Raw genomic sequence first — 20,315 nt, 5'->3', positions numbered from 1 at the left:
GGTCCGCCCCTCGGTCGTATACGGCGATTCAGGCGCCGAGGCGCGCCAGCAGCGCCCGCCGCCACGCCTCCGTCTCGGCGATCTGGTTGAAGGTGAACAGGTGCAGGCCGGCCACTTCCGGGAGAGCGGGCTCCAGCCGGGTCAGCAGGCGGTCGGGTGAGTAGCCCCCGGGCGCGGCGAAGCGCAGGAACCACGAGCCGTGCTTCGTCAGGAAGCGGGCCGACTCGCCCACGCCGATCTTCGTCGCCATGGCCAGCAGCTTCGCCCGCTGCACGGGCCCCGCGACGCCCAGATGGACGGGCAGGGTGATGTGCCGGCGCCGGATCCGGGTGAGCCACTCCCCCAGTGCCTTGGGGTCGAAGCAGAGGTTGCTCACGATGTACGTGGCGTGCTCGCGCTTGTCCCACATCGCCTGGATGGTGAGGTCGTCGTGGATGAGGGGATGGCTCTCGGGGTAGCCGGTGACGCCGACGCGGGCGAAGGGCCCGCCCAGCTCGGTCAGCCTGCGCAGCACCGGCAGCGCGCTCTCGTAGGCGCCGGCCGGCGGGTCCTTGTCGCCGGCCGGGACGAAGACGTCGTCCACCCCCGCCTCGCGGAGCCGCTCGACGACCTCCTTCAGGTGCGCGTCGTCCCGCAGCAGCCGCGCGGGCACGTGCGGGACGACGCGGTAGCCGTGCGCCGCGAGCCGGGTGGTGAGCTCGAGAGTGGGGTCCAGGCCCTTGACCGGCGACGCCGTCACGGTGACGACGACGTCGCGCGGGACATGGGCGAGGACCTTGTCCTCGGTGGCCTTCGCGGGCAGCACCTCGTAACGGACGCACTCCAGCAGCGTCCGCAGCCCTTCGGCGGCCAACGTCTACCCGGCCTGCTTCTGGGCGTCCCGGTGGCGGTAGTACGCGGCCTTGGACGGGGCCAGAGGCTCCTTCCCGAGAATCAGGTCGGCGGCCTTCTCCGCGACCATCATCACCGGCGCGTAGATGTTGCCGTTGGTGACGTACGGCATCACCGACGCGTCGACCACGCGGATGCCCTCGAGACCGTGCACCTTCATGGTGGTCGGGTCGACGACGGACATCTCGTCGGTGCCCATCTTGCAGGTGCAGGAGGGGTGCAGGGCGGTCTCGCCGTCCTTGGCGACCCAGGCGAGGATCTCCTCGTCGGTCTCGACGGACGGTCCGGGCGAGATCTCCCCGTCGTTGTAGGGGGCGAGGGCGGGCTGGTTGAGGAGGTTGCGGGCCACCCGGATCGCCTCGACCCACTCCCGCCGGTCCTGCTCGGTCGAGAGGTAGTTGAAGCGCAGCGCCGGGTGCTCGCGCGGGTCCTTGCTCTTGATCTTCACCGAGCCGATGGCGTCGGAGTACATGGGGCCGACGTGGACCTGGTAGCCGTGTCCGCCCGCGGGCACCGAGCCGTCGTAGCGGACCGCGATCGGCAGGAAGTGGAACATCAGGTTGGGGTACTCGACGTCCTCGTTGCTGCGCGCGAAGCCGCCGGCCTCGAAGTGGTTGGTCGCGGCCGGGCCCTTCCTGAACAGCCACTGCAGGCCGATGAAGGGGGCGCGCCACTTCGCCAGGTACGGCTGCATGGAGACGGGCTGCTTGCAGGCGTACTGGATGTAGACCTCGAGGTGGTCCTGCATGTTCTCGCCGACGCCCGGCAGGTCGTGGACGACGTCGATGCCGAGGGCGCTCAGTTCCCCCGCGTTGCCGACGCCGGAGAGCTGGAGCAGCTGCGGGGAGTTGATCGCGCCGCCGCAGAGGATGACCTCCTTGGCGCGGACCTGGGTCGGGGCGCCCTTGCCGCGCTGGTACTCGACGCCGACGGCCTTCTTGCCCTCGAAGAGGACACGGGTGACGAGGGCGCGGGTGGTGACCGTGAGGTTGGGCCGCTTCCTGGCGGGCTTGAGGTACGCCTTCGAGGCCGAGAGCCGCCGTCCGCGATGGACATTCCGGTCGAACTTGGCGAAACCTTCCTGCCGGTAGCCGTTGACGTCCTCCGTGGGCGCGTAGCCCGCCTCCTCGGTGGCCTTGAGGAAGGCACCGAAGAGCGGGTTGGTGGCCGGACCGCGTTCCAGGACGAGCGGGCCGTCGTGGCCGCGGAACTCGTCGTCGGGGTCGGCCGCGAGACAGTTCTCCATGCGGCGGAAGTACGGCAGACAGTGCGCGTAGTCCCAGGTCTCCATGCCCGGGTCCGCCGCCCAGCGCTCGTAGTCCAGGGGGTTGCCGCGCTGGAAGATCATGCCGTTGATGCTGCTGGAGCCGCCGAGCACCTTGCCGCGCGCGTGGTAGATGCGCCGGCCGCCCATGTGGGGCTCGGGCTCGGACTCGTACTTCCAGTCGTAGAACCGGCTGCCGATGGGATAGGTCAGCGCGGCGGGCATCTGGATGAAGACGTCCCAGGGGTAGTCGGACCGGCCGGCCTCCAGGACCAGGACCCGGTTCGAGGGATCCGCGGAAAGCCTGTTGGCCAGTGCACTGCCGGCCGATCCGCCGCCGACGATGACGAAGTCGTATTGCAGAGGAGCCATGGTGCCTCGTCTCGCTCGCGCCATAGATACGCGAGGCATGCTAGTACCAGTAGCGCTATACGCACTAGGTTGCGAACAACGCAACTTACGGGACCTTCGTTTCCACCTGGTTACTTGCAATGGTGTTGTTTACTACGCGTATAGTTTCGCTGTGAGCAACCACAGCACAGACACTGAAACGACGAATTCCCAGTCCGGCGGAGTGCAGTCGGTCGACCGGGCCATCAGCGTGCTGGAGATTCTGGCCCAGCGCGGCGAGGCGGGAGTCAGCGAGGTGGCCGCCGAGATCGATGTTCACAAGTCCACCGCGTTCCGTCTGCTCGGCGCCCTGGAGGCGCGCGGTCTCGTGGAGCAGGCGGGCGAGCGCGGCAAGTACCGGCTCGGCTTCGGCATCGTACGCCTCGCCGGCGCGGTCACGGGACGCCTCGACCTCACCCAGCAGGGCCGGCCGGTCTGCGAGCGGCTGGCCGAGGAGATCGGCGAGACGGTCAACATCGCGGTCATGCAGGAGCACTACGCCATCAACCTGTACCAGGTGCGCGGCCCGGCGGCCGTCGCCGCGCACAACTGGGTCGGCGAGCTGACCCCGCTGCACGCGACGTCCAGCGGCAAGATCCTGCTGGCGCACCTGGCGGCCAAGGAGCGCGCCGCGGTGCTGGCGCAGTCCGGTCTGGAGAAGGTCACCCCGCACACCCTCACCGCGAAGGCGAAGCTCGAGAAGAACCTCGCCGAGGCACGCGAGCGCGGCTACGCCTGGACGCTGGAGGAGCTGGAGATCGGGCTGCACGCGATGGCCGCCCCGATCCGCGACCGGGACGGCATGGTCATCGCCGCGCTGAGCGCCTCCGGTCCCTCGTACCGGTTCACCGAGGAGCGGCTGCACGAGCTCTCCCCGATCCTGCTCAAGGGAGCGGAGGAGATCAGCCACCGGATGGGGTACCTGGGCTGAGTCACCCCTGAGGCGAACCCAGGCGTTCGTTGACCCAGTCGTGGAAAGCGCCTATGTGGTGCTCGCTGGGGACGAGGACGCCGCCCTTGGCGTACATCCGGGAGGCCATGCCGGGCTGGGTGCGTTCGCACGCGTCGAAGTCCTGGCGGTTGACCCGGTCGAAGAGCTCCACGGACCGGCTGACGTCCTTGCCGCTCTCGACGACGTGCGGGAGGTAGAGCCAGTCGCACTCGACGATCGTGCGGTCGGCGGCCACCGGGTACATGCGGTGGAAGATCACATGGTCGGGCACCAGGTTGATGAAGACCTGCGGCTTGACGGTGATCGCGTAGTAGCGGCGGTCCTGGTCGTCGGAGACGCCGGGGATGCGGTCCAGGCCCTCGGAGCCGTCGACGGTGAAGCCCTGGATCTCCTCGCCGAACTCGGCGCCGTGGCCGACGTAGTACTGGGCGGCGTAGCCGTCGGCGAACTCGGGGAGCACCTCGGTGAGTTCGGGGTGGATCGTGGCGCAGTGGTAGCACTCCATGAAGTTCTCGATGATGAGCTTCCAGTTCGCCTTGACGTCGTAGACGATCCGTCTGCCGACGGAGAGGCTGTCGATGTCGTAGCGCTCGATCGACTCGACGTCGCCGAGGCGCTCGACGACCGCGCCGATGACGTCCTCCTCGAAGGAGGGCGGGTTCTCCGCGAGGCAGACCCAGACATAGCCGAGCCACTCCCGGACGGCGACGCTCACCAGGCCGTACTCGGTGCGGCCGACGTCGGGCATCTTGGTGAGGTTGGGGGCGGCGACGAGCTTGCCGTTCAGGTCGTACGTCCAGGCGTGGTAGGGGCACTGGAAGGCACGTTTGACCTCGCCGGTCTCCTCCGTGCAGATCCGGGCGCCGCGGTGCCGGCACACGTTGAAGTAGGCGCGGATCGAGTTGTCGCGTGCCCGTGTCACGAGGATGCTCTCGCGGCCCACGTCGACGGTGCGGAAGGCGCCGGGCTTCGCCAGTTCGGAGGCGCGCGCGACACAGAACCACATCGTCTCGAAGATGTGCTCCTGTTCCAGGGCGAAGACACCGGGATCCGTGTAGGAGGTGCCGGGGAGGGTGGCGATCAGGCTGTCCGGCAGGCTGGTCGAGGTCACGGTGCACTCCTCGGGGAACGTCGTGGACGGGTCATTCACGCGGGCTGCTCATTCACGAGGGCGCGGTCACGGCGAGTTGCTTGCGCCAGCGGGTGAACAGCCGCGGCTGGTTCATCCCGAGAGCGGCCACCGGCCGGCCCGCGCGCCGGTAGACGGCAAGGACGTTGCGGTCTTCCGCGGCGCCTTCCTCGATGGTCACGCTGTCGGCGCCGGCCGCGTGACCCGCGAACTGGATCTTCACGCCGTACTGGTCGGACCAGAAGTACGGCGGCCTGGGCACGCCCGGCTCCACCGCGCCGCCCGCGAGCAGCGTGGCCACGGCCGCGTCGGGGCGTTCGCGGGCGCCGGTCCAGTGCTCCACACGGCGGTGGGCGCCGGTCCTGGGGTCGTACCAGTTGGCGCAGTCGCCGACCGCGACGATCCCGGCGAGAGAGGTGCGGCCGTCGGCGCCGCACTTGACGCCGTTGTCGAGCTCGACGCCCGAGCCGTCGAGCCAGTCGACGCACGGGCGTGCGCCCACGCCGACGACGACGGTGTCGGCCGGAACGCTGCGCCCGTCCTCCAGCAGGACGGCGTCGACCCGGCGCTCGCCGCTCAGTCCCTTGACGCCGACACCGCACAGCAGCCGCACGCCGTGGTCGGCGTGGAGGGCGGAGACAAGGGTGCCCATCTCGGTGCCCAGGGGGCCGGCGAGCGGGGTGGGGGCCGCCTCGACCACCGTGACGTCCAGTCCGAGGGCGGACGCCGTGGAGGCGACCTCGGCGCCGATGAAGCCGCCGCCGATCACCACCAGACGTCCGCCGCGGGCCAGTTCGTCGCGCAGGGCGCGGGCGTCGTCGAGGGTGCGCAGGGTGTGCACCCCGGCCAGGCCCTCGGAGCCCGGGAGGCTGCGGGCGGCGGCGCCGGTGGCGATCACGACACCGTCGGCGCGGACCTCCCGGCCGTCGTCGAGCCGTACGGCGCGGTCGGTGCGGTCGAGTCCGACGGCGCGGGCGCCGAGCAGCCACTCGGCCGCCAGGTCCTCGCCGTCCGCCTCCAGCGCGAGGTCCGCCTCGCCGAGGGTGCCGGCCAGGAACTCCTTGGACAGCGGCGGGCGGTCGTACGGGCGGTGGAGTTCGTCGCCGATGACGACGAGCCGCCCGTCGTAGCCCTGCTTCCGCAGCGAGCGCGCGGCCGACAGTCCGGCGAGCGAGGCGCCGACCACGGCGACGGTCCTCACGCGGGACCCCCGGCGAGCCGGGAGGCCACGCAGGGCGGGAGGTTGGGGGCCTCGGTGGACACCCGGACGTAGATCGTGCCGTCCTCGACGACGACCCCGTGGGTGCGCACCGGGAGCTTGGCGGGCGGGGCGTCGACGGCGCCGGTGCGCAGGTCGAACTTCGAGGCGTGCAGCGGGCATTCCACCTCGCAGCCCTCCAGCCAGCCGTCGGCGAGCGAGGCGTCCTGGTGGGTGCAGGTGTCGTCGATGGCGAAGACCTCGCCGTCGTCGGTGTGGAACACCGAGACCGGCGGGTCGATGTCGAGCCGGATGGCCTCACCTCGCGGGAGGTCCGCGAGACGGCACACGGGAATCATCATGACACCTCGGTGCGTATAGCGAAACGGATTGCGGTAAGCGCAACGCCAGTTTGGGGGCGGCCCTGAACCGTTGTCAAGGCGTCCCGAAGCCTGGTTCGCGGGGGTGTGCCGGACGTTCCGGGCGCAGCCGGAAACACCCGTTCCACCTGCGTGAACAGGCGGAACGGGTGTCGTACGGAGAGTGCTGTCAGAAGACCACGACCGAGCGCAGCACGTCGCCGCCGTGCATCCGCTCGAAGGCCTTCTCGACCTCGTCGAGGGCGATGGTCTCGGTGACGAAGGCGTCCAGGTCCAGTCGGCCCTGGAGGTAGAGGTCGATGAGCATGGGAAAGTCGCGGGAGGGCAGGCAGTCGCCGTACCAGGAGGACTTCAGCGTGCCGCCGCGTCCGAAGACGTCCAGGAGCGGCAGTTCGAGCTTCATCTCGGGTGTCGGCACACCGACCAGGACGACCGTGCCGGCGAGGTCGCGGGCGTAGAAGGCCTGCCGGTACGTCTCCGGGCGGCCGACCGCCTCGATGACGACATCGGCACCGAAGCCGGCGGTCAGCTCGCGGATCGCCTCGACCGGGTCGTTCTCTCGGGAGTTGACCGTGTGGGTCGCTCCGAGCTTCTTCGCGGTCTCCAGCTTCCGGTCGTCGATGTCCACGGCGATGATCTTCGCGGCGCCGGCCAGGCTCGCCCCGACGACCGCCGCGTCCCCGACGCCGCCGCAGCCGATGACGGCCACGCTGTCGCCGCGCCCGACGTTGCCGGTGTTGATCGCCGCGCCGATCCCGGCCATCACTCCGCAGCCGAGCAGCCCGGCGGCGGCCGGGGACGCGGCCCGGTCGACCTTGGTGCACTGACCGGCGGCGACCAGCGTCTTCTCGGCGAACGCGCCGATGCCGAGGGCCGGGGAGAGCTCGGTGCCGTCGAGCAGGGTCATCTTCTGCCGGGCGTTGTGCGTGTTGAAGCAGTACCAGGGGCGCCCGCGCAGACAGGCCCGGCACTGACCGCACACGGCCCGCCAGTTCAGGATCACGAAGTCACCGGGCGCGACGTCGGTGACGCCCTCCCCCACCGACTCCACGACACCGGCGGCCTCGTGGCCCAGCAGGAAGGGGAAGTCGTCGTTGATGCCGCCCTCGCGGTAATGGAGATCGGTGTGGCAGACCCCGCAGGCCTCGACCTTCACCAGCGCCTCCCCCGGACCGGGGTCGGGGACGACGATCGTCTCCAGGCTGACGGGGGCGCCCTTCGCGCGCGCGACGACAGCACGGACCTGGTGAGCCATGGCACTCCTCGGCGTCGGGTGTTGCTCGAATCAGATGTTGCTTATCGCGGCACACATCTCATGTGCCGCAACACAGCATCGTGGAGGGTCGGGCGGGGGTCAAGAGTGGTGCCCGGGACCGTCGTCCGTGGTCCCGGGCACCGTGGTGGTCCGTCGGTCACCTCACGTCGGGCGTGCCCGTCAGCGAGGGCGCCGCGTCGTGGCCCGCCGCCCGCCCGCCGACGGCCACGGGCCGTGCCGTGTGCGGCGGGCGGCGCAGCAGCAGCACTCCCACGACGGCGGCGAGCAGGGTCAGTACGGCGGCGACGACGAGGCAGAGGTGGAGGCCGTCCAGGAAGGCCTCGGACAGCGCGCCCAGCACGCGAGGGGTGTCCGCGCCCAGGTCGAGCCCGCGGACGGCACCCAGGCCGGCCTGGTCGGCGACCGTCGTGACCTGCTCCACGGTCCGGGCGCCGAGACCCGCGTCGGCGAGGTGGCCCGGCAGGGCGTCGACGGCCTTGCCGGACAGCAGGGCACCGAGGACGGCGGGGCCGAGCGCGGCGCCGACCTGACGGAAGGCGTTGTTGCCGGCGGCGGCCATGCCGGCCTGGTGGAAGGGGACCGAGCTGACGGCGGTGGCGGTCATCGCGGTGATGATGAAGGCCATGCCGAGGCCGAGCAGGGCCAGCCGCCAGGCCAGTGAACCGAACGAGGTGTCCGCGTCGATGTCCGTGAGGGACAGCAGTGCGGCCGAGGAGACCAGCAGGCCGCCCGGGATGAGCAGCCGCGCCGAGACCCGGTGGACGAGCCTGCCGATGGGGGCGCCGAGCACCAGCGGGACCATCGACACCATCAGCAGCCGCCAGGCCGCGTCGAGCGTGGACAGGTGCTGGACCATGCCGAAGTAGAGGCTGAGGGCGAAGAAGAAACCGATCAGACCGAGGAAGCTGATCATGGCGACCAGGGTGGTGGCGGTGAACGCGGGGCTGCGGAACAGGGTCAGGTCCAGCATGGGGCTCGAGCTCGCCCGCTCCGCCATCACGAACGCCACGCCGCTCACCACGGCGGTGGCCAGGGCGACCAATACCTCGGGGTCGGTGAAGGACCCGGCGCCGCCCTCGATGATGCCGTAGACCAGGGCGGTGATCGCCAGGGCGGCGGAGATCTGGCCGGGCCAGTCGAGCCGGCGGGAGCCCGGCGCGCGCGAGTCCGTCAGCAGCTTCGCCGCGCAGGCCAGGGCGATGAGCGAGACGGGAACGGGCAGGAGATAGATCCAGCGCCAGTCGAAGTGCTCCAGGGTGGTGCCGGCGATGACCGGGCCGAGGGCCAGGGCGGCGGTGAGGGACGTGGCCCACAGACCGATGAACTTGCCGCGCTCGCGCGGGTCGGGGACCGCGTGGCTGATCAGGGCGAGGGTGGTGGGCAGCAGGGCCGCCGAGCCCAGTCCGGCGACGGCCTGGCCGGCCCAGACGGTCTGGACGTTCTGCGCGCACAGGGCGACGACCGCGCCGAGGCCACTGAGGGCGAGGCCCGCCTGGTACACCTTCTTGCGGCCGTGGACGTCGCCGAAGACGCCGGCGGTGAGGATGAGGGCGGCCATCGGCAGGACGAACGCGTCGGAGACCCAGGACAGCTGGGAGGTCGACGCGTTCAGGGCCCGCTGGATCGCGGGCAGGCTCACGGAGACGGTGGTCACCGGCAGATAGGCGACGAACACGCCCACGCAGGCCATGACGAGCGTGGCGGCCCGCCGTTCCTGCGGCGCGTTCGCCGTGGTCGTGGCATTCACGGAGGACTCTTCCTGACGGCGCCCACGAGGGGCACTGGATGGGGACGACGTCCGCCACCTTCGACCCCGCAGGCCGGTCGGAGCGAGCCACAGGCCGCCGAATCCCGGACATCCGACATCCGGGCACCGCTTTTCGCGGATCCTCGACGCCACGGACGACACCCACCGCCTGAGCCGCGGGCGCCCGCGGCTCAGGGGGTCGGAATCCCGGCGGGGCGGGCCGGGCGGCCCAGGCGCACCGGCACGCCCGGCGAGTACAGGACGCTGACCGGCTCCTCACGCGGGGCGGGCAGGCCGGCCGCGGTGATCAGGTTCTCCTCGCAGGCGAGCAGCTCGGCGCGGTGCAGGGGCCAGCGCGGATGGTCGTTGGGCAGATAGGCGGCCCCGCCGAAGAAGGCGTTGTGCATGCCCCAGCGGGCGGTCAGGAAGTGCTCCAGGGCCGTGGGCTCCTCGATGCGTTCCCCGGGGCGCACGGTGATACGGCTGTACGCGCCGCGCGGTCCGGGCCAGTGGCGGGAACTGGTGTACGAGACCGTGTCACCGGCCCTGCACACGCTCATCCGGGACCACAGGTACGGCAGCCGGAACCCGAGGCGCCCCATCGCCACCGGGATCAGCCGTGCCGCGTCCATCGACCGGAAGACGACGCCGCGCCGCCCGTGCCCGTCGACCGAGTACAGGCGGACGTTGGTCTCCGGGAACGACCCGAGGTACGGCACGCCCGGCAGTCTCAGCCAGCCGACCCGGTGCATACGGAAGGCGACGAGTCCGACGTACGTCACCCCGCCGTGCGTGTCGGGGACGGTTCCGGCCGGCAGGAGCCGCGCCACGGTGTCCGGGGCGACGGCCCAGTGGAGGAAGCACAGATCGAGCCACTGCTGGGTGAGGAGCGGAAAGGATATGGCGGCGGGGGCGTCGGGCGTGACCGGCGCGGGCTCGGGCGGCTGCACGCGGTCAGCATGCCAAAACTCCCCTTCCCTCAGTTCTCCCGGTCCCGCGTCGGAATCGGAAGAGAAGACACCGACCGGCCGGCAGATGCTTCGGGCCCCGTGCCGACCGGCGCGGGGCCCGGCGTGGCGCGGGTTTCAGCCTCCCAGCGCCGCCGTCACCACACCCTGGGCCTCTTCCTGGACCCGGCCGAGGTGCTCGGGACCGAGGAAGGACTCGGCGTAGATCTTGTAGACGTCCTCGGTGCCCGACGGACGCGCCGCGAACCAGGCGTTGGCGGTGGTCACCTTGATCCCGCCGAGCGCAGCGCCGTTGCCCGGGGCCTCGGTGAGCACGCCGGTGACCGCCTCCCCCGCCAGCGAGTCGGCGGTGACCTGCGCGGGCGACAGCTTGGCGAGCAGCGCCTTCTCCTCCCGGGTGGCCGGGGCGTCGATCCGGGCGTACGCGGGCTCGCCGAAACGATCCGTCATGGCGGCGTAGTGCTGCGACGGCGTCTTCCCGGTGACCGCGGTGATCTCTGAGGCGAGCAGCGCCAGGATGATGCCGTCCTTGTCGGTGGTCCACACGGAGCCGTCGCGGCGCAGGAAGGACGCGCCGGCCGACTCCTCGCCGCCGAAGCCGAGCGAGCCGTCGACCAGGCCGTCCACGAACCACTTGAAGCCGACGGGCACCTCGACGAGGCGGCGGCCCAGGTCGGCGGCGACCCGGTCGATCATCGAGGACGACACCAGCGTCTTGCCGACGCCCGCGTCCGCGGGCCACTGCTCGCGGTGCGTGTAGAGGTAGGCGATGGCGGCGGCCAGGTAGTGGTTGGGGTTCATCAGGCCCGCGTCCGGCGTGACGATGCCGTGCCGGTCGGCGTCGGCGTCGTTGCCGGTGGCGATCCGGAAGCGGTCCCGCTGCTCGATGAGCGAGGCCATCGCGTACGGCGACGAGCAGTCCATGCGGATCTTGCCGTCCCAGTCCAGCGTCATGAAACGCCAGGTGGGGTCCGCGAGCGGGTTGACCACGGTCAGGTCGAGCCGGTGCTGTTCGGCGATCCGGCCCCAGTAGGCGACCGAGGCCCCGCCGAGCGGGTCGGCACCGATCCGGATCCCGGCGGCACGGACGGCGTCCAGGTCCAGGACGTTCGGGAGGTCGGCGACGTACGCGCCGAGGAAGTCGTGGCGTCCGGTGGTGGGCGCGGCGAGCGCCTGCGTCCAGGGGATGCGGCGTACGTCCTTCAGGCCCGCCGCGATGATGTCGTTGGCGCGGTCCTGGATCCAGGAGGTGGCGTCGGAGCCGGCCGGGCCGCCGCTCGGCGGGTTGTACTTGAAGCCGCCGTCGGCGGGCGGGTTGTGCGAGGGGGTGACGACCACGCCGTCGGCGAGGCCGGTGGTGCGGCCGCGGTTGTGGGTGAGGATCGCGAGCGAGACGGCCGGGGTGGGGGTGTAGCCGTCGGCGCTGTCGATGAGCACGGTCACGTCGTTCGCCGCGAACACCTCGAGGGCCGTGACCCGGGCGGGCTCGGACAGGGCGTGGGTGTCGACGCCGAGGAAGAGGGGACCGTCGGTGCCCTGGGCGGCGCGGTACTCGCAGATCGCCTGGCTGGTGGCGGCGATGTGGTCCTCGTTGAACGCGGTGTTCAGGGACGAGCCGCGGTGGCCCGAGGTGCCGAACGCGACGCGCTGTGCCGGGTCGGCCGGATCCGGGTGCAGCGCGTAGTACGCGGTGACCAGCCGGGCGACGTCGACGAGGTCCTCAGGGCCGGCCGGCCCGCCCGCTCGCTCGTGCTGCATGTGCCCGCTCCTCCGTGTCGGTTGCCCATTGGCTTGCGGCCCCATCTTCCCCCGCCGCGGCGATCACGCGCGAGGTCCGCGCACCGCCCATGGCCACCGCGTCACCCGCTCAGGTCCAGCGGTTCGCAGGTGTCCGAGCAGATCTCGGCTCCACCTTGACCTCAATCGCGCTTGAGGTCCTAGCGTCGCCGCCATGACTACGACACGCTTGCTCAGGCCGGCGGAACGCGCCTATCTGGCCGGACAGCGGCTGGCCCGCCTGGCGACCACGGGGCCGGACGGCGGGCCGCAGGTGCGCCCGGTCGGCTTCGTCCTGAACGACGACGACACCATCGACATCGGGGGGCCCGCACTCGACCGCAGCCAGAAGTACCGCAACGCCGAGGCCCGCCCCGCGGTCTCCCTGGTGGTCGACGACATGGCGCCGGCCGACGATCCGATCGCGCCCGGCTGGGGTCGCGGCGTGGAGATCCGCGGCCACGCCGAAGTACTGGTCCTCGACGCCCCTCCCATGGCCCCCGACTTCTTCGGCAACCACGTGATCCGGATCCACCCGCGTCGCATCGTCAGCTGGCACCTCGAGCCGGAGGACGGCGGCACCCGGTCCCGGAACGTCGGGTGATCGGCCGGCGCCGGCCACTCCGCCGTCGCCGACCCCACCCTGTCTGAGTATCCGTACTCAGGCGCCGTCGCAGTGCCGCCCGTCACACTGGGAGTGGATCACCGCTCACAGGGAGGGCCTGTCCGTGTTCAGCCGTACCGTCATCGCCATGACCCCGTTCTTCGGGCGGCTCACCGTCACGAGTGAGATCAGGATGCGACTGCCCGCGCCCAGCATCTTCGTGGCCAACCACGACTCGCTGGCCGACCCGGCGGTCGTCATGACGGCGCTGCGCCGTCTCGAACTGCAGCCGGTGGTCCTGGCGACGGCCGGGTTGTGGCGGATCCCGCTGCTCGGGCGGGCACTGACACGCGAGGGGCACATCCCCGTGCACCGGGGCACGAACCGTGCGGCCCTGGCTCTGGACGCGGCCGCCGAGGCGCTGGCCGGGGGCCGGCATGTCCTGCTCTACGGCGAGGGCGGACTCCCCCGCCGCCGCGAGGCGTCCCCCACCCCGCCCGAGGAGTTCCGCACCGGTCTGGCCCGGCTCGCGCAGGCCTCCGGCGCGCTGGTGGTCCCGGTGGGCCATGCCGGCGCCCGCCGCATAGCCTCCGGCTCGGCCGGCAAGCAGCTCGCCGGCACTCTGACGGCCCCGGTCCGCCGCCCCCGCTGCCACGTGCACCTCGGGTCCCCCATGCGTCTGCCCGTGGAGACCGACCGAGGCACGAGAGCGGCCCACCAGGCGGTGACGGCGGCATGGCGAACGGCAGTCAGGGCAGCGGGCGAACGAGCCCTGGAAAACCGCGGCTGAGCACTACCTCCCGAGGAGCGCGGGGAACTGTGCGGCGGCCCCGGACACCCGCACCCCGAAATCTCTACCCGGCGCTCCCCGGCGGAGCCGTGCTGTCCCGCACCACCAGCCGGGTAGGCACCAAGGTCGTCCCCCGCTCCGCCTCGTCGTGCTGCCGCATCTTCCGCAGCACGGCCTGCACGCACAACCGCCCGACCTCGGCGAAATCCTGATGGACGGTGGTCAGCGGGGGCAGGAAGGAACTCGCCTCGGGGATGTCGTCGAAGCCGATGACGCTCACGTCCTCCGGCACCCGCCGCCCTTGTTCGTGCAGCGCCCGCAGCAGACCCAGCGCCATCTGGTCGTTCGCGGCGAAGACGGCCGTGCAGTCCTCGCGAGCCGCGAGTTCCAGCCCGGCGTGATAGCCGGACTCGGCGGACCAGTCGCCCCGGATGAGCGGCGGCGGGGTGCGGCCGGCCTCGGTGAGGACGGCGCGCCACGCGTCGGTGCGGCGCTGCGCGGCGAAGGAGTCCTCGGGACCGCCCAGGTGCCACACGGTCTCGTGGCCGAGGCCGAGCAGATGCTCGACGGCGGTGCGGCTGCCGCCGGCCTGGTCGGTGTCGACGACCGTGTAGTGGTCCCCGGCGTCGGAGTCGACGACGAGGACCTGGACGTAGGGCGGGAGCATGATGGTCGCGGCGTCCAGGAGGTGCACCTCCATGATGACGATCACCGCGTCGACCGCGAGTTCCTCCAGCCGGCTGAACGCCCCGCGCACCTCGTCCTGGGTGGGCACGGCGACCGGCAGCAGGGTCACCGCGTAGCCCTCGGCGGCGGCGGAGTTGGCGATGGCCTCGAGGGTGCGGACGTTGCCCGTGGAGGACAGCGAGAAGGTGATCACGCCGATGGTGCGGAACTCTCCGCGTTTGAGGGCGCGGGCCGCGCTGTTGGGCCGGTAGCCGAGCTCCTTCATCGCGGTGAGCACCTGCTGCCGGGTCTCCTCGTTCACCCCGGCGTAACCGTTGGAGACCCGGGAGACGGTCTGCGAGGAGACTCCGGCCAGGCGGGCCACGTCGGCCATGGAGGCGGTGGCCCGGCGGCGTCTCGGCGATGTCGCCGGTGTTCTTTCAGCCATGTCCACGGGTGTCCCCACCTCTCTGTTCCGCGCAGGCATCCCGGTCTGACCAGGGGACCCTTGACCATCGTAATCAGGGCAGTGTAGACATGCCGCCATCAGATGTTTACGTAAACATAACAGCTTGCCCAGGCTCTTGCGTGGCCGATGTTTACGCAAACATCATGGTGGCGGTGAGGCGATCGGAAATCTCCGCGCAACACACCGCCTGTTCCAATCTGCACGAGCGAGGAACGACATGACGACGCTGCAACCGCCGGCGGCCGCCGCGCCGCGGCCGGCACCACCTCCGGCGAGACGGGACCGACGCTCCTGGACGGGGTGGGGTTTCATCGGTCCCTTCGTGGCCGTGTTCGCCCTGGTCTTCCTGGCCCCGATCGGCTACTCGATCTACCTGAGCCTGTTCCGTGACCAGCTGATCGGCGGCAACACCTTCGTCGGCCTGGACAACTACACGCAGGCGCTGAAGGACGACCAGTTCTGGGCCTCCCTCGGCCGGGTGTCACTCTTCCTCGCGGTGCAGGTGCCGATCATGCTCGGCATCGCCCTGCTGGTGGCCCTGGCGCTGGACAGCGGACGGCTCTACGGCAAGAGCTTCTTCCGCATCACGATCTTCCTGCCGTACGCGGTGCCCGCCGTGGTCGCCACCCTGATGTGGGGCTTCATGTACGGCACCCAGTACGGCCTGGTGGGCGACGTCAACGACGCGTTCGGCGTCAAGCTGCCCAACCCGCTCTCCCCCGACCTGGTGCTGGCGTCCATCGGCAACATCGTGACGTGGGAGTTCGTCGGCTACAACATGCTGATCTTCTACTCCGCGCTGCGTGTCATCCCCACCTCCCTCTACGAGGCGGCGGAGATCGACGGTGCCGGACAGATACGGGTGATCACCGCGATCAAGCTGCCCGCGATCCGGGGCGCGCTGGTCATCGCGACGATCTTCTCCATCATCGGCAGCTTCCAGCTCTTCAACGAGCCGAACATCCTGCGTCCCCTGGCGCCCAACGCCATCACCACGGACTACACCCCGAACTTCTACACGTACTCGCTGTCCTTCAACGGCCAGCAGCACAACTACTCCGCGACGGTGGCCATCATCATGGGCCTGATCACGATGGTGATCGCCTACGTCGTGCAGCTGCGCGGCATGCGCAAGGGAGCGTGACCCGATGAGCAGCCCTCTCACCACCGCCTCCCCCGCCGCCCCGGCCAAGACCTCCGGCCCCGGCAAGGGCGCACCGCGACTGCGGGGCACCCGCAAGCACTCGCCCGGCCGGCCCCGGCGCAGCAAGCTGCTGACCGCACTGACCTCGCTGGTGGTCCTCTACACGGTGGTCCCGCTGATCTGGCTGGCCGTCAACGCCACCAAGACCCAGTCGGGGCTGGCCGATTCGTCCGGCATGTGGTTCGCCCACGACTTCGCCCTCTGGGACAACGTCCGCGACACGTTCACGTACCACGACGGACAGTTCCTGCGCTGGCTGGGGAACACCGTGCTGTACGTGGTGCTCGGCGCCGGCGGCGCCACGCTGCTCGCGGTCCTGGGCGGCTACGCGCTGGCGAAGTTCGACTTCCCCGGCAAGCGCGGCGTCTTCGCCACGGTCATCGGCGCGGTGGCGGTGCCCGGCACGGCCCTCGCGGTGCCCACCTTCCTGATGTTCAGCAAGATGGGCCTGACCGACACCCCGTGGGCGGTCATCATCCCGTCGCTGGTGTCGCCGTTCGGCCTCTACCTGATGTGGGTCTTCGCCACCGAGGCCATTCCCACCGAACTCCTCGAAGCCGCCCGGATCGACGGCGCCGGCGAGGCGCGCACCTTCTTCACCGTCGCGCTGCCGCTGCTCGCCCCCGGGATCGTGACCGTCCTGCTGTTCACCACGGTCGCCACCTGGAACAACTACTTCCTGCCGCTGATCATGCTCAAGGACGCGGACTGGTACCCGCTGACCCTGGGCCTGAGCGTCTGGAACTCCCAGGCGGAGACCATCGGCGGTGACGTCATCTACAACCTCGTCATCACCGGGTCGCTGCTGACCATCCTCCCGCTGATCGCCGCGTTCCTGTTCCTGCAGAAGTACTGGCAGTCGGGTCTCGCCGCCGGAAGCGTGAAGGAGTGACCCCGCGGCCCACCGGCCGCCCCCAAGCCCCACGTTCAGCCCTGCATGTGCGCAACCCCCACCCTCACCTGTCCCACCCACGAAGAAGTGGAAGCATCTTCATGCGCAGAACGACCAGCCGCCTGCTGCGCGGCTTCGCCCTCCTGACCACCGTCGCCCTGGGCGCCACCGCCTGCGGCAGCTCGGACGACAGCTCCGACACCAAGGCGGTCTCCGCCGGGGACATCCAGGCGGCCCTGAAGAAGGGCGGCTCGGTCACGGTCTGGGCCTGGGAGCCCACGCTGAAGACGGTCGCCGCCGACTTCCAGAAGAAGTACCCCAAGGTCAAGATCAACCTGGTCAGCGAGCGGTCCGGCGACAAGCACTACACCGCCCTGTCGAACGCCATCTCCGCCGGCAAGGGCGTCCCCGACGTCGCGCAGGTCGAGTACTTCGCCCTCGGCCAGTACTCCCTCACCAAGGGCCTGACCGACCTGGCGCCGTACGGAGCCGACAAGCTCGCCTCCAAGTACACCCCCGGCCCGTGGAACGCCGTGAGCGACGGCGACAAGGTGTACGGCCTGCCGATGGACTCCGGTCCGATGGCGCTGTTCTACAACAAGAAGGTCTTCGACAAGTACAAGATCACCGTCCCCACCACCTGGGACGAGTACCTGGACGCGGCCCGCAAGCTGCACAAGGCCGACCCGAAGGCGTACATCGCCAACGACACCGGTGACGCGGGCTTCACCACCTCCATGCTGTGGCAGGCCGGTTCGCGCCCCTACAAGGTCGACGGCACCAAGGTCGGCATCAACTTCGACGACGCGGGCGCCAAGAAGTTCGAGACCGTCTGGCAGAAGCTGATCGACGAGAAGCTCCTCGCCCCGGTCACCGGCTGGACCGACGACTGGTACAAGGGCCTGGGCGACGGCACCATCGCCACCCTGGCCACCGGCGCCTGGATGCCCGCCAACTTCATCACCGGTGTGCCGAACGCCTCCGGTGACTGGCGCGCGGCCGCGCTGCCGGCCTGGACCAAGGGCGACAAGGCCAGCGCCGAGAACGGCGGCAGCTCCCTGGCGGTGCCCGCGCTGGCCAAGAACAAGGAACTCGCCTACGCCTTCGTCGAGTACGCCAACGCCGGTGCCGGTGTGGCCAGCCGGGTGAAGGAGGGCGCCTTCCCGGCGACCAACGCCGAGCTGCAGTCCACCGAGTTCCTCAACAAGGAGTTCGACTACTTCGGCGGCCAGAAGGCCAACGAGATCTTCGCCCAGTCCGCGGCCAACGTCGCCGACGACTGGTCGTACCTGCCCTTCCAGCCGTACGCCAACTCGATCTTCAACGACACGGTCGGGAAGGCCTACGTCTCCGGCACCACGCTGGCGGACGGCCTGAAGGCCTGGCAGGAAGCCTCGATCAAGTACGGCAAGGAGCAGGGCTTCACCATCGAGAAGTAGTTCGTCGAACAGCAGCAACAGCACGCCGGGCGGCGCGGCACCCGGGCCGCGCCGCCCCCGTGTACCACCCTTCGGAAGGACCGCCATGATCTCCACCCTCCAGTCCCGCATGCTGCGCGGGGCGGACGGTGACCCCGCTCCGCGTCTGGCGTACGGCGCCGACTACAACCCCGAGCAATGGCCCAGGGACGTGTGGGAGGAGGACGTCCGGCTGATGCAGGAGGCCGGTGTCACCGTCGTCTCCGTGGGGATCTTCTCCTGGGCCCGGATCCAGCCGGGCCCGGACACCTGGGACTTCGACTGGCTCGACGAGGTCATGGACCTGCTGCACGCGGGCGGGATCGGCGTCGACCTGGCCACCGCGACCGCCTCCCCGCCGCCGTGGCTGACGACGGCCCACCCGGAGATCCTGCCGGTCACCGCGAACGGCGAGACGGTGTGGCCCGGCGCCCGCCAGCACTGGCGGCCCACCTCGCCGGTCTTCCGCGAGCACGCCCTGCGCCTGGTCCGCGAGATCGCCGACCGCTACAAGGACCACCCGGCGCTCGTCGCCTGGCATGTCTCCAACGAGCTGGGCTGCCACAACATCTACGACTACTCCGACGACGCCGCACGCGCCTTCCGCGGCTGGCTGCGCTCCCGCTACGGCACGCTGGACGCCCTCAACCACGCCTGGGGCACGGCCTTCTGGTCGCAGCGCTACAGCGACTGGGAGCAGATCCTGCCCCCGCGGCTGGCCGCCTCCCACCCGAACCCGACGCAGCAGCTGGACTTCAAGCGGTTCTCCTCGGACGCGCTGAAGGACCACCTGATCGCCGAGCGGGAGATCCTCAAGGGGATCACGCCCGACATCCCGGTCACCACCAACTTCATGGTGATGGGCGGCACCAGGGGCATGAACTACCCGGACTGGGCGAGCGAGATCGACTTCGTCTCCAACGACCACTACGTCCACCCCGGCCCGCAGGACCGCGACGAGCTGTCCTTCTCCGCGAACCTGACCAGCGGCATCGCGGGCGGCCGGCCCTGGTTCCTGATGGAGCACTCGACCAGCGCCGTCAACTGGCAGGCCGTGAACGTGGCGAAGCGGCCCGGCGACCTGGCCCGTGACTCGCTGCTGCACGTGGCGCACGGCGCGGACGCCGTCTGCTTCTTCCAGTGGCGCCAGTCGGCGGCCGGCGCCGAGAAGTACCACTCGGCGATGGTCCCGCACGCGGGCAGGGACAGTGACGTCTTCCGCGCGGTGGCCGACCTCGGCGCCACCCTCGAGGCCCTGGCCCCGGTGGCCGGTTCGGAGCGCGAGAACGCCGCCGTAGGCATCCTCTACGACTGGGAGTCGTGGTGGGCGAGCGAGCAGGACTCGCACCCCACCTCGCTGCTCGACTACCGGCAGGAGGCGCTCGACTGGTACTCGGCGCTCCTCGCCCTCGGCGTCCGCGCCGACCTCGTCACCACCCGGGCCGACCTCTCCCGCCACCAGGTCCTGATCGCGCCCGTGCTGCACGTCGTGCCCGCCGAGCTCGCCAAGGAGCTGACGCGCTACACCGAGCAGGGCGGCCACCTCGTCACCACCTACTTCTCCGGGGTCGTCGACGAGAACGACCACGTGTGGCTCGGCGGCTACCCGGGCGCCCTGCGCGAGCTGCTCGGCCTGCGCATCGAGGAGTTCGGCCCGCTGCTCTCCGGCGAGAGCGTGGAACTGGACGACGACTCCACGGGCACCCTGTGGACCGACCGGATCACCGTCACCGACGAGTCCGACACCGAGGTCCTGGCCCGCTACCGCACCGGTGTGCACAGCGGCCGTCCGGCGGTCACCCGCCGTACGACCGGCGCCGGTTCGGCCTCGTACGTCTCCACCCGGCTCGGCGTCGACGGGCTGCGCGCGCTGCTGCCGCGGCTGCTGGAGCCGGCCGGCGTGCACAGCGAACTCCCCGACGCGATCCGCGGAAAGGTCGAGCTGACCGTCCGCCGCGGGGCGGCGGATCGGTTCCTCTTCGTGGTCAACCGCACCGACGAGGCCGTGCCGGTGACCGGCCTGGAGGGCGAGGTCCTGACCGGCGGGAACCTCGCGGACGGCGGCCTGGTCCTCGGACCGCGCGAGGTCGCCGTACTGCGCCGGGCCCTCTAGGCGCGTTCCGAAAGTCCCGCCTGCCCGGCGACGCCTGGCAAGGCACGACACCCGCACCCCCACGACTCCCCGGCACGGCCTGACCCGTGCCGGGGGCCATCCCCTCCCGCCCATGTGGCGGGAGGGGCCCGCTTCAGCGACCACCACCG

At 70.8% G+C, this 20,315-nt stretch carries 17 protein-coding genes; 7 read left to right on the top strand and 10 right to left on the bottom strand.

All coding sequences use genetic code 11. The features are described 5' to 3' along the window. Positions 1–28: 28 nt before the first annotated feature. Both ABT057_RS32425 and betA read right to left on the bottom strand, forming a co-directional pair. Positions 29–853: a methylenetetrahydrofolate reductase gene (locus ABT057_RS32425; protein ID WP_352347208.1), complete on the bottom strand. Its 825-nt coding sequence runs from the start codon at positions 851–853 to the stop codon at positions 29–31. Between the two features lie 3 nt (positions 854–856). Then, complete coding sequence (betA, locus tag ABT057_RS32420) at positions 857–2,527, bottom strand: choline dehydrogenase (protein ID WP_352347207.1); 1,671 nt, start codon at positions 2,525–2,527, stop codon at positions 857–859. 202 nt (positions 2,528–2,729) lie between these two features. Between betA and ABT057_RS32415 the strand changes: the two genes are divergently transcribed. After that, on the top strand, positions 2,730–3,476 hold the full coding sequence (locus tag ABT057_RS32415) for an IclR family transcriptional regulator (RefSeq protein ID WP_352347219.1): 747 nt from the start codon (positions 2,730–2,732) through the stop codon (positions 3,474–3,476). A gap of 1 nt (position 3,477) precedes the next feature. Here ABT057_RS32415 and ABT057_RS32410 read toward each other — a convergent pair whose 3' ends face one another. From ABT057_RS32410 to pgm, 7 genes are all read right to left on the bottom strand, one after another. Then, entirely contained in the window at positions 3,478–4,608 is a 1,131-nt protein-coding gene (locus ABT057_RS32410) for an aromatic ring-hydroxylating oxygenase subunit alpha (protein WP_352347206.1), read from the bottom strand. 52 nt (positions 4,609–4,660) lie between these two features. Continuing rightward, complete coding sequence (locus tag ABT057_RS32405) at positions 4,661–5,827, bottom strand: NAD(P)/FAD-dependent oxidoreductase (protein ID WP_352347205.1); 1,167 nt, start codon at positions 5,825–5,827, stop codon at positions 4,661–4,663. Further along, positions 5,824–6,186: a bifunctional 3-phenylpropionate/cinnamic acid dioxygenase ferredoxin subunit gene (locus ABT057_RS32400; RefSeq protein WP_352347204.1), complete on the bottom strand. Its 363-nt coding sequence runs from the start codon at positions 6,184–6,186 to the stop codon at positions 5,824–5,826. Before ABT057_RS32400 ends, ABT057_RS32405 begins: the two co-directional genes overlap by 4 nt. A 187-nt stretch (positions 6,187–6,373) precedes the next feature. Beyond that, entirely contained in the window at positions 6,374–7,459 is a 1,086-nt protein-coding gene (locus ABT057_RS32395) for an S-(hydroxymethyl)mycothiol dehydrogenase (RefSeq protein ID WP_352347203.1), read from the bottom strand. A 157-nt stretch (positions 7,460–7,616) separates the two neighbouring features. Further along, positions 7,617–9,170, bottom strand: coding sequence for an MFS transporter (locus tag ABT057_RS32390; protein WP_352347218.1), 1,554 nt, complete (start codon positions 9,168–9,170; stop codon positions 7,617–7,619). A 248-nt stretch (positions 9,171–9,418) separates the two neighbouring features. Continuing rightward, positions 9,419–10,177 (bottom strand): YqjF family protein, encoded by a 759-nt coding sequence (locus ABT057_RS32385; protein ID WP_352347202.1) that lies wholly within the window; start codon positions 10,175–10,177, stop codon positions 9,419–9,421. Positions 10,178–10,312: 135 nt separating this feature from the next. Next, positions 10,313–11,953 (bottom strand): phosphoglucomutase (alpha-D-glucose-1,6-bisphosphate-dependent), encoded by a 1,641-nt coding sequence (gene pgm, locus ABT057_RS32380; RefSeq protein WP_352347201.1) that lies wholly within the window; start codon positions 11,951–11,953, stop codon positions 10,313–10,315. A 193-nt stretch (positions 11,954–12,146) separates the two neighbouring features. On the opposite strand from pgm, the gene ABT057_RS32375 reads away from it, so the two are divergent. Next, positions 12,147–12,575: a PPOX class F420-dependent oxidoreductase gene (locus ABT057_RS32375; RefSeq protein ID WP_352347200.1), complete on the top strand. Its 429-nt coding sequence runs from the start codon at positions 12,147–12,149 to the stop codon at positions 12,573–12,575. A gap of 124 nt (positions 12,576–12,699) precedes the next feature. Then, positions 12,700–13,365 carry a lysophospholipid acyltransferase family protein gene (locus tag ABT057_RS32370; RefSeq protein ID WP_502974003.1) on the top strand — a complete coding sequence of 222 codons (666 nt, stop codon included), beginning with the start codon at positions 12,700–12,702 and terminating at the stop codon, positions 13,363–13,365. A gap of 64 nt (positions 13,366–13,429) precedes the next feature. Here the strand turns inward: ABT057_RS32370 and ABT057_RS32365 are convergent, their stop codons facing one another. Continuing rightward, a complete protein-coding gene (locus ABT057_RS32365) occupies positions 13,430–14,479 on the bottom strand; it encodes a LacI family DNA-binding transcriptional regulator (protein WP_352347199.1) in 1,050 nt (349 codons plus the stop codon). Positions 14,480–14,717: 238 nt separating this feature from the next. On the opposite strand from ABT057_RS32365, the gene ABT057_RS32360 reads away from it, so the two are divergent. The 4 genes from ABT057_RS32360 (at position 14,718) to ABT057_RS32345 (ending at position 20,166) form a co-directional block, all read left to right on the top strand. Next, entirely contained in the window at positions 14,718–15,644 is a 927-nt protein-coding gene (locus ABT057_RS32360) for a carbohydrate ABC transporter permease (protein WP_352347198.1), read from the top strand. Between the two features lie 4 nt (positions 15,645–15,648). Then, complete coding sequence (locus tag ABT057_RS32355) at positions 15,649–16,596, top strand: carbohydrate ABC transporter permease (protein WP_352347197.1); 948 nt, start codon at positions 15,649–15,651, stop codon at positions 16,594–16,596. A gap of 101 nt (positions 16,597–16,697) precedes the next feature. Next, the gene (locus ABT057_RS32350) at positions 16,698–18,035 is read left to right on the top strand and encodes an ABC transporter substrate-binding protein (RefSeq protein ID WP_352347196.1); all 1,338 of its coding nucleotides are present in this window, start codon (positions 16,698–16,700) and stop codon (positions 18,033–18,035) included. Between the two features lie 85 nt (positions 18,036–18,120). Beyond that, positions 18,121–20,166, top strand: a complete 2,046-nt coding sequence (locus tag ABT057_RS32345) for a beta-galactosidase (protein WP_352347195.1) — start codon at positions 18,121–18,123, stop codon at positions 20,164–20,166. Positions 20,167–20,315: the final 149 nt, after the last annotated feature.

The sequence above is a fragment of the Streptomyces sp. NPDC002588 genome (assembly GCF_040295925.1).
Lineage (GTDB): Bacteria > Actinomycetota > Actinomycetes > Streptomycetales > Streptomycetaceae > Streptomyces.
This window is presented reverse-complemented; position numbering and strand designations above follow the sequence as displayed.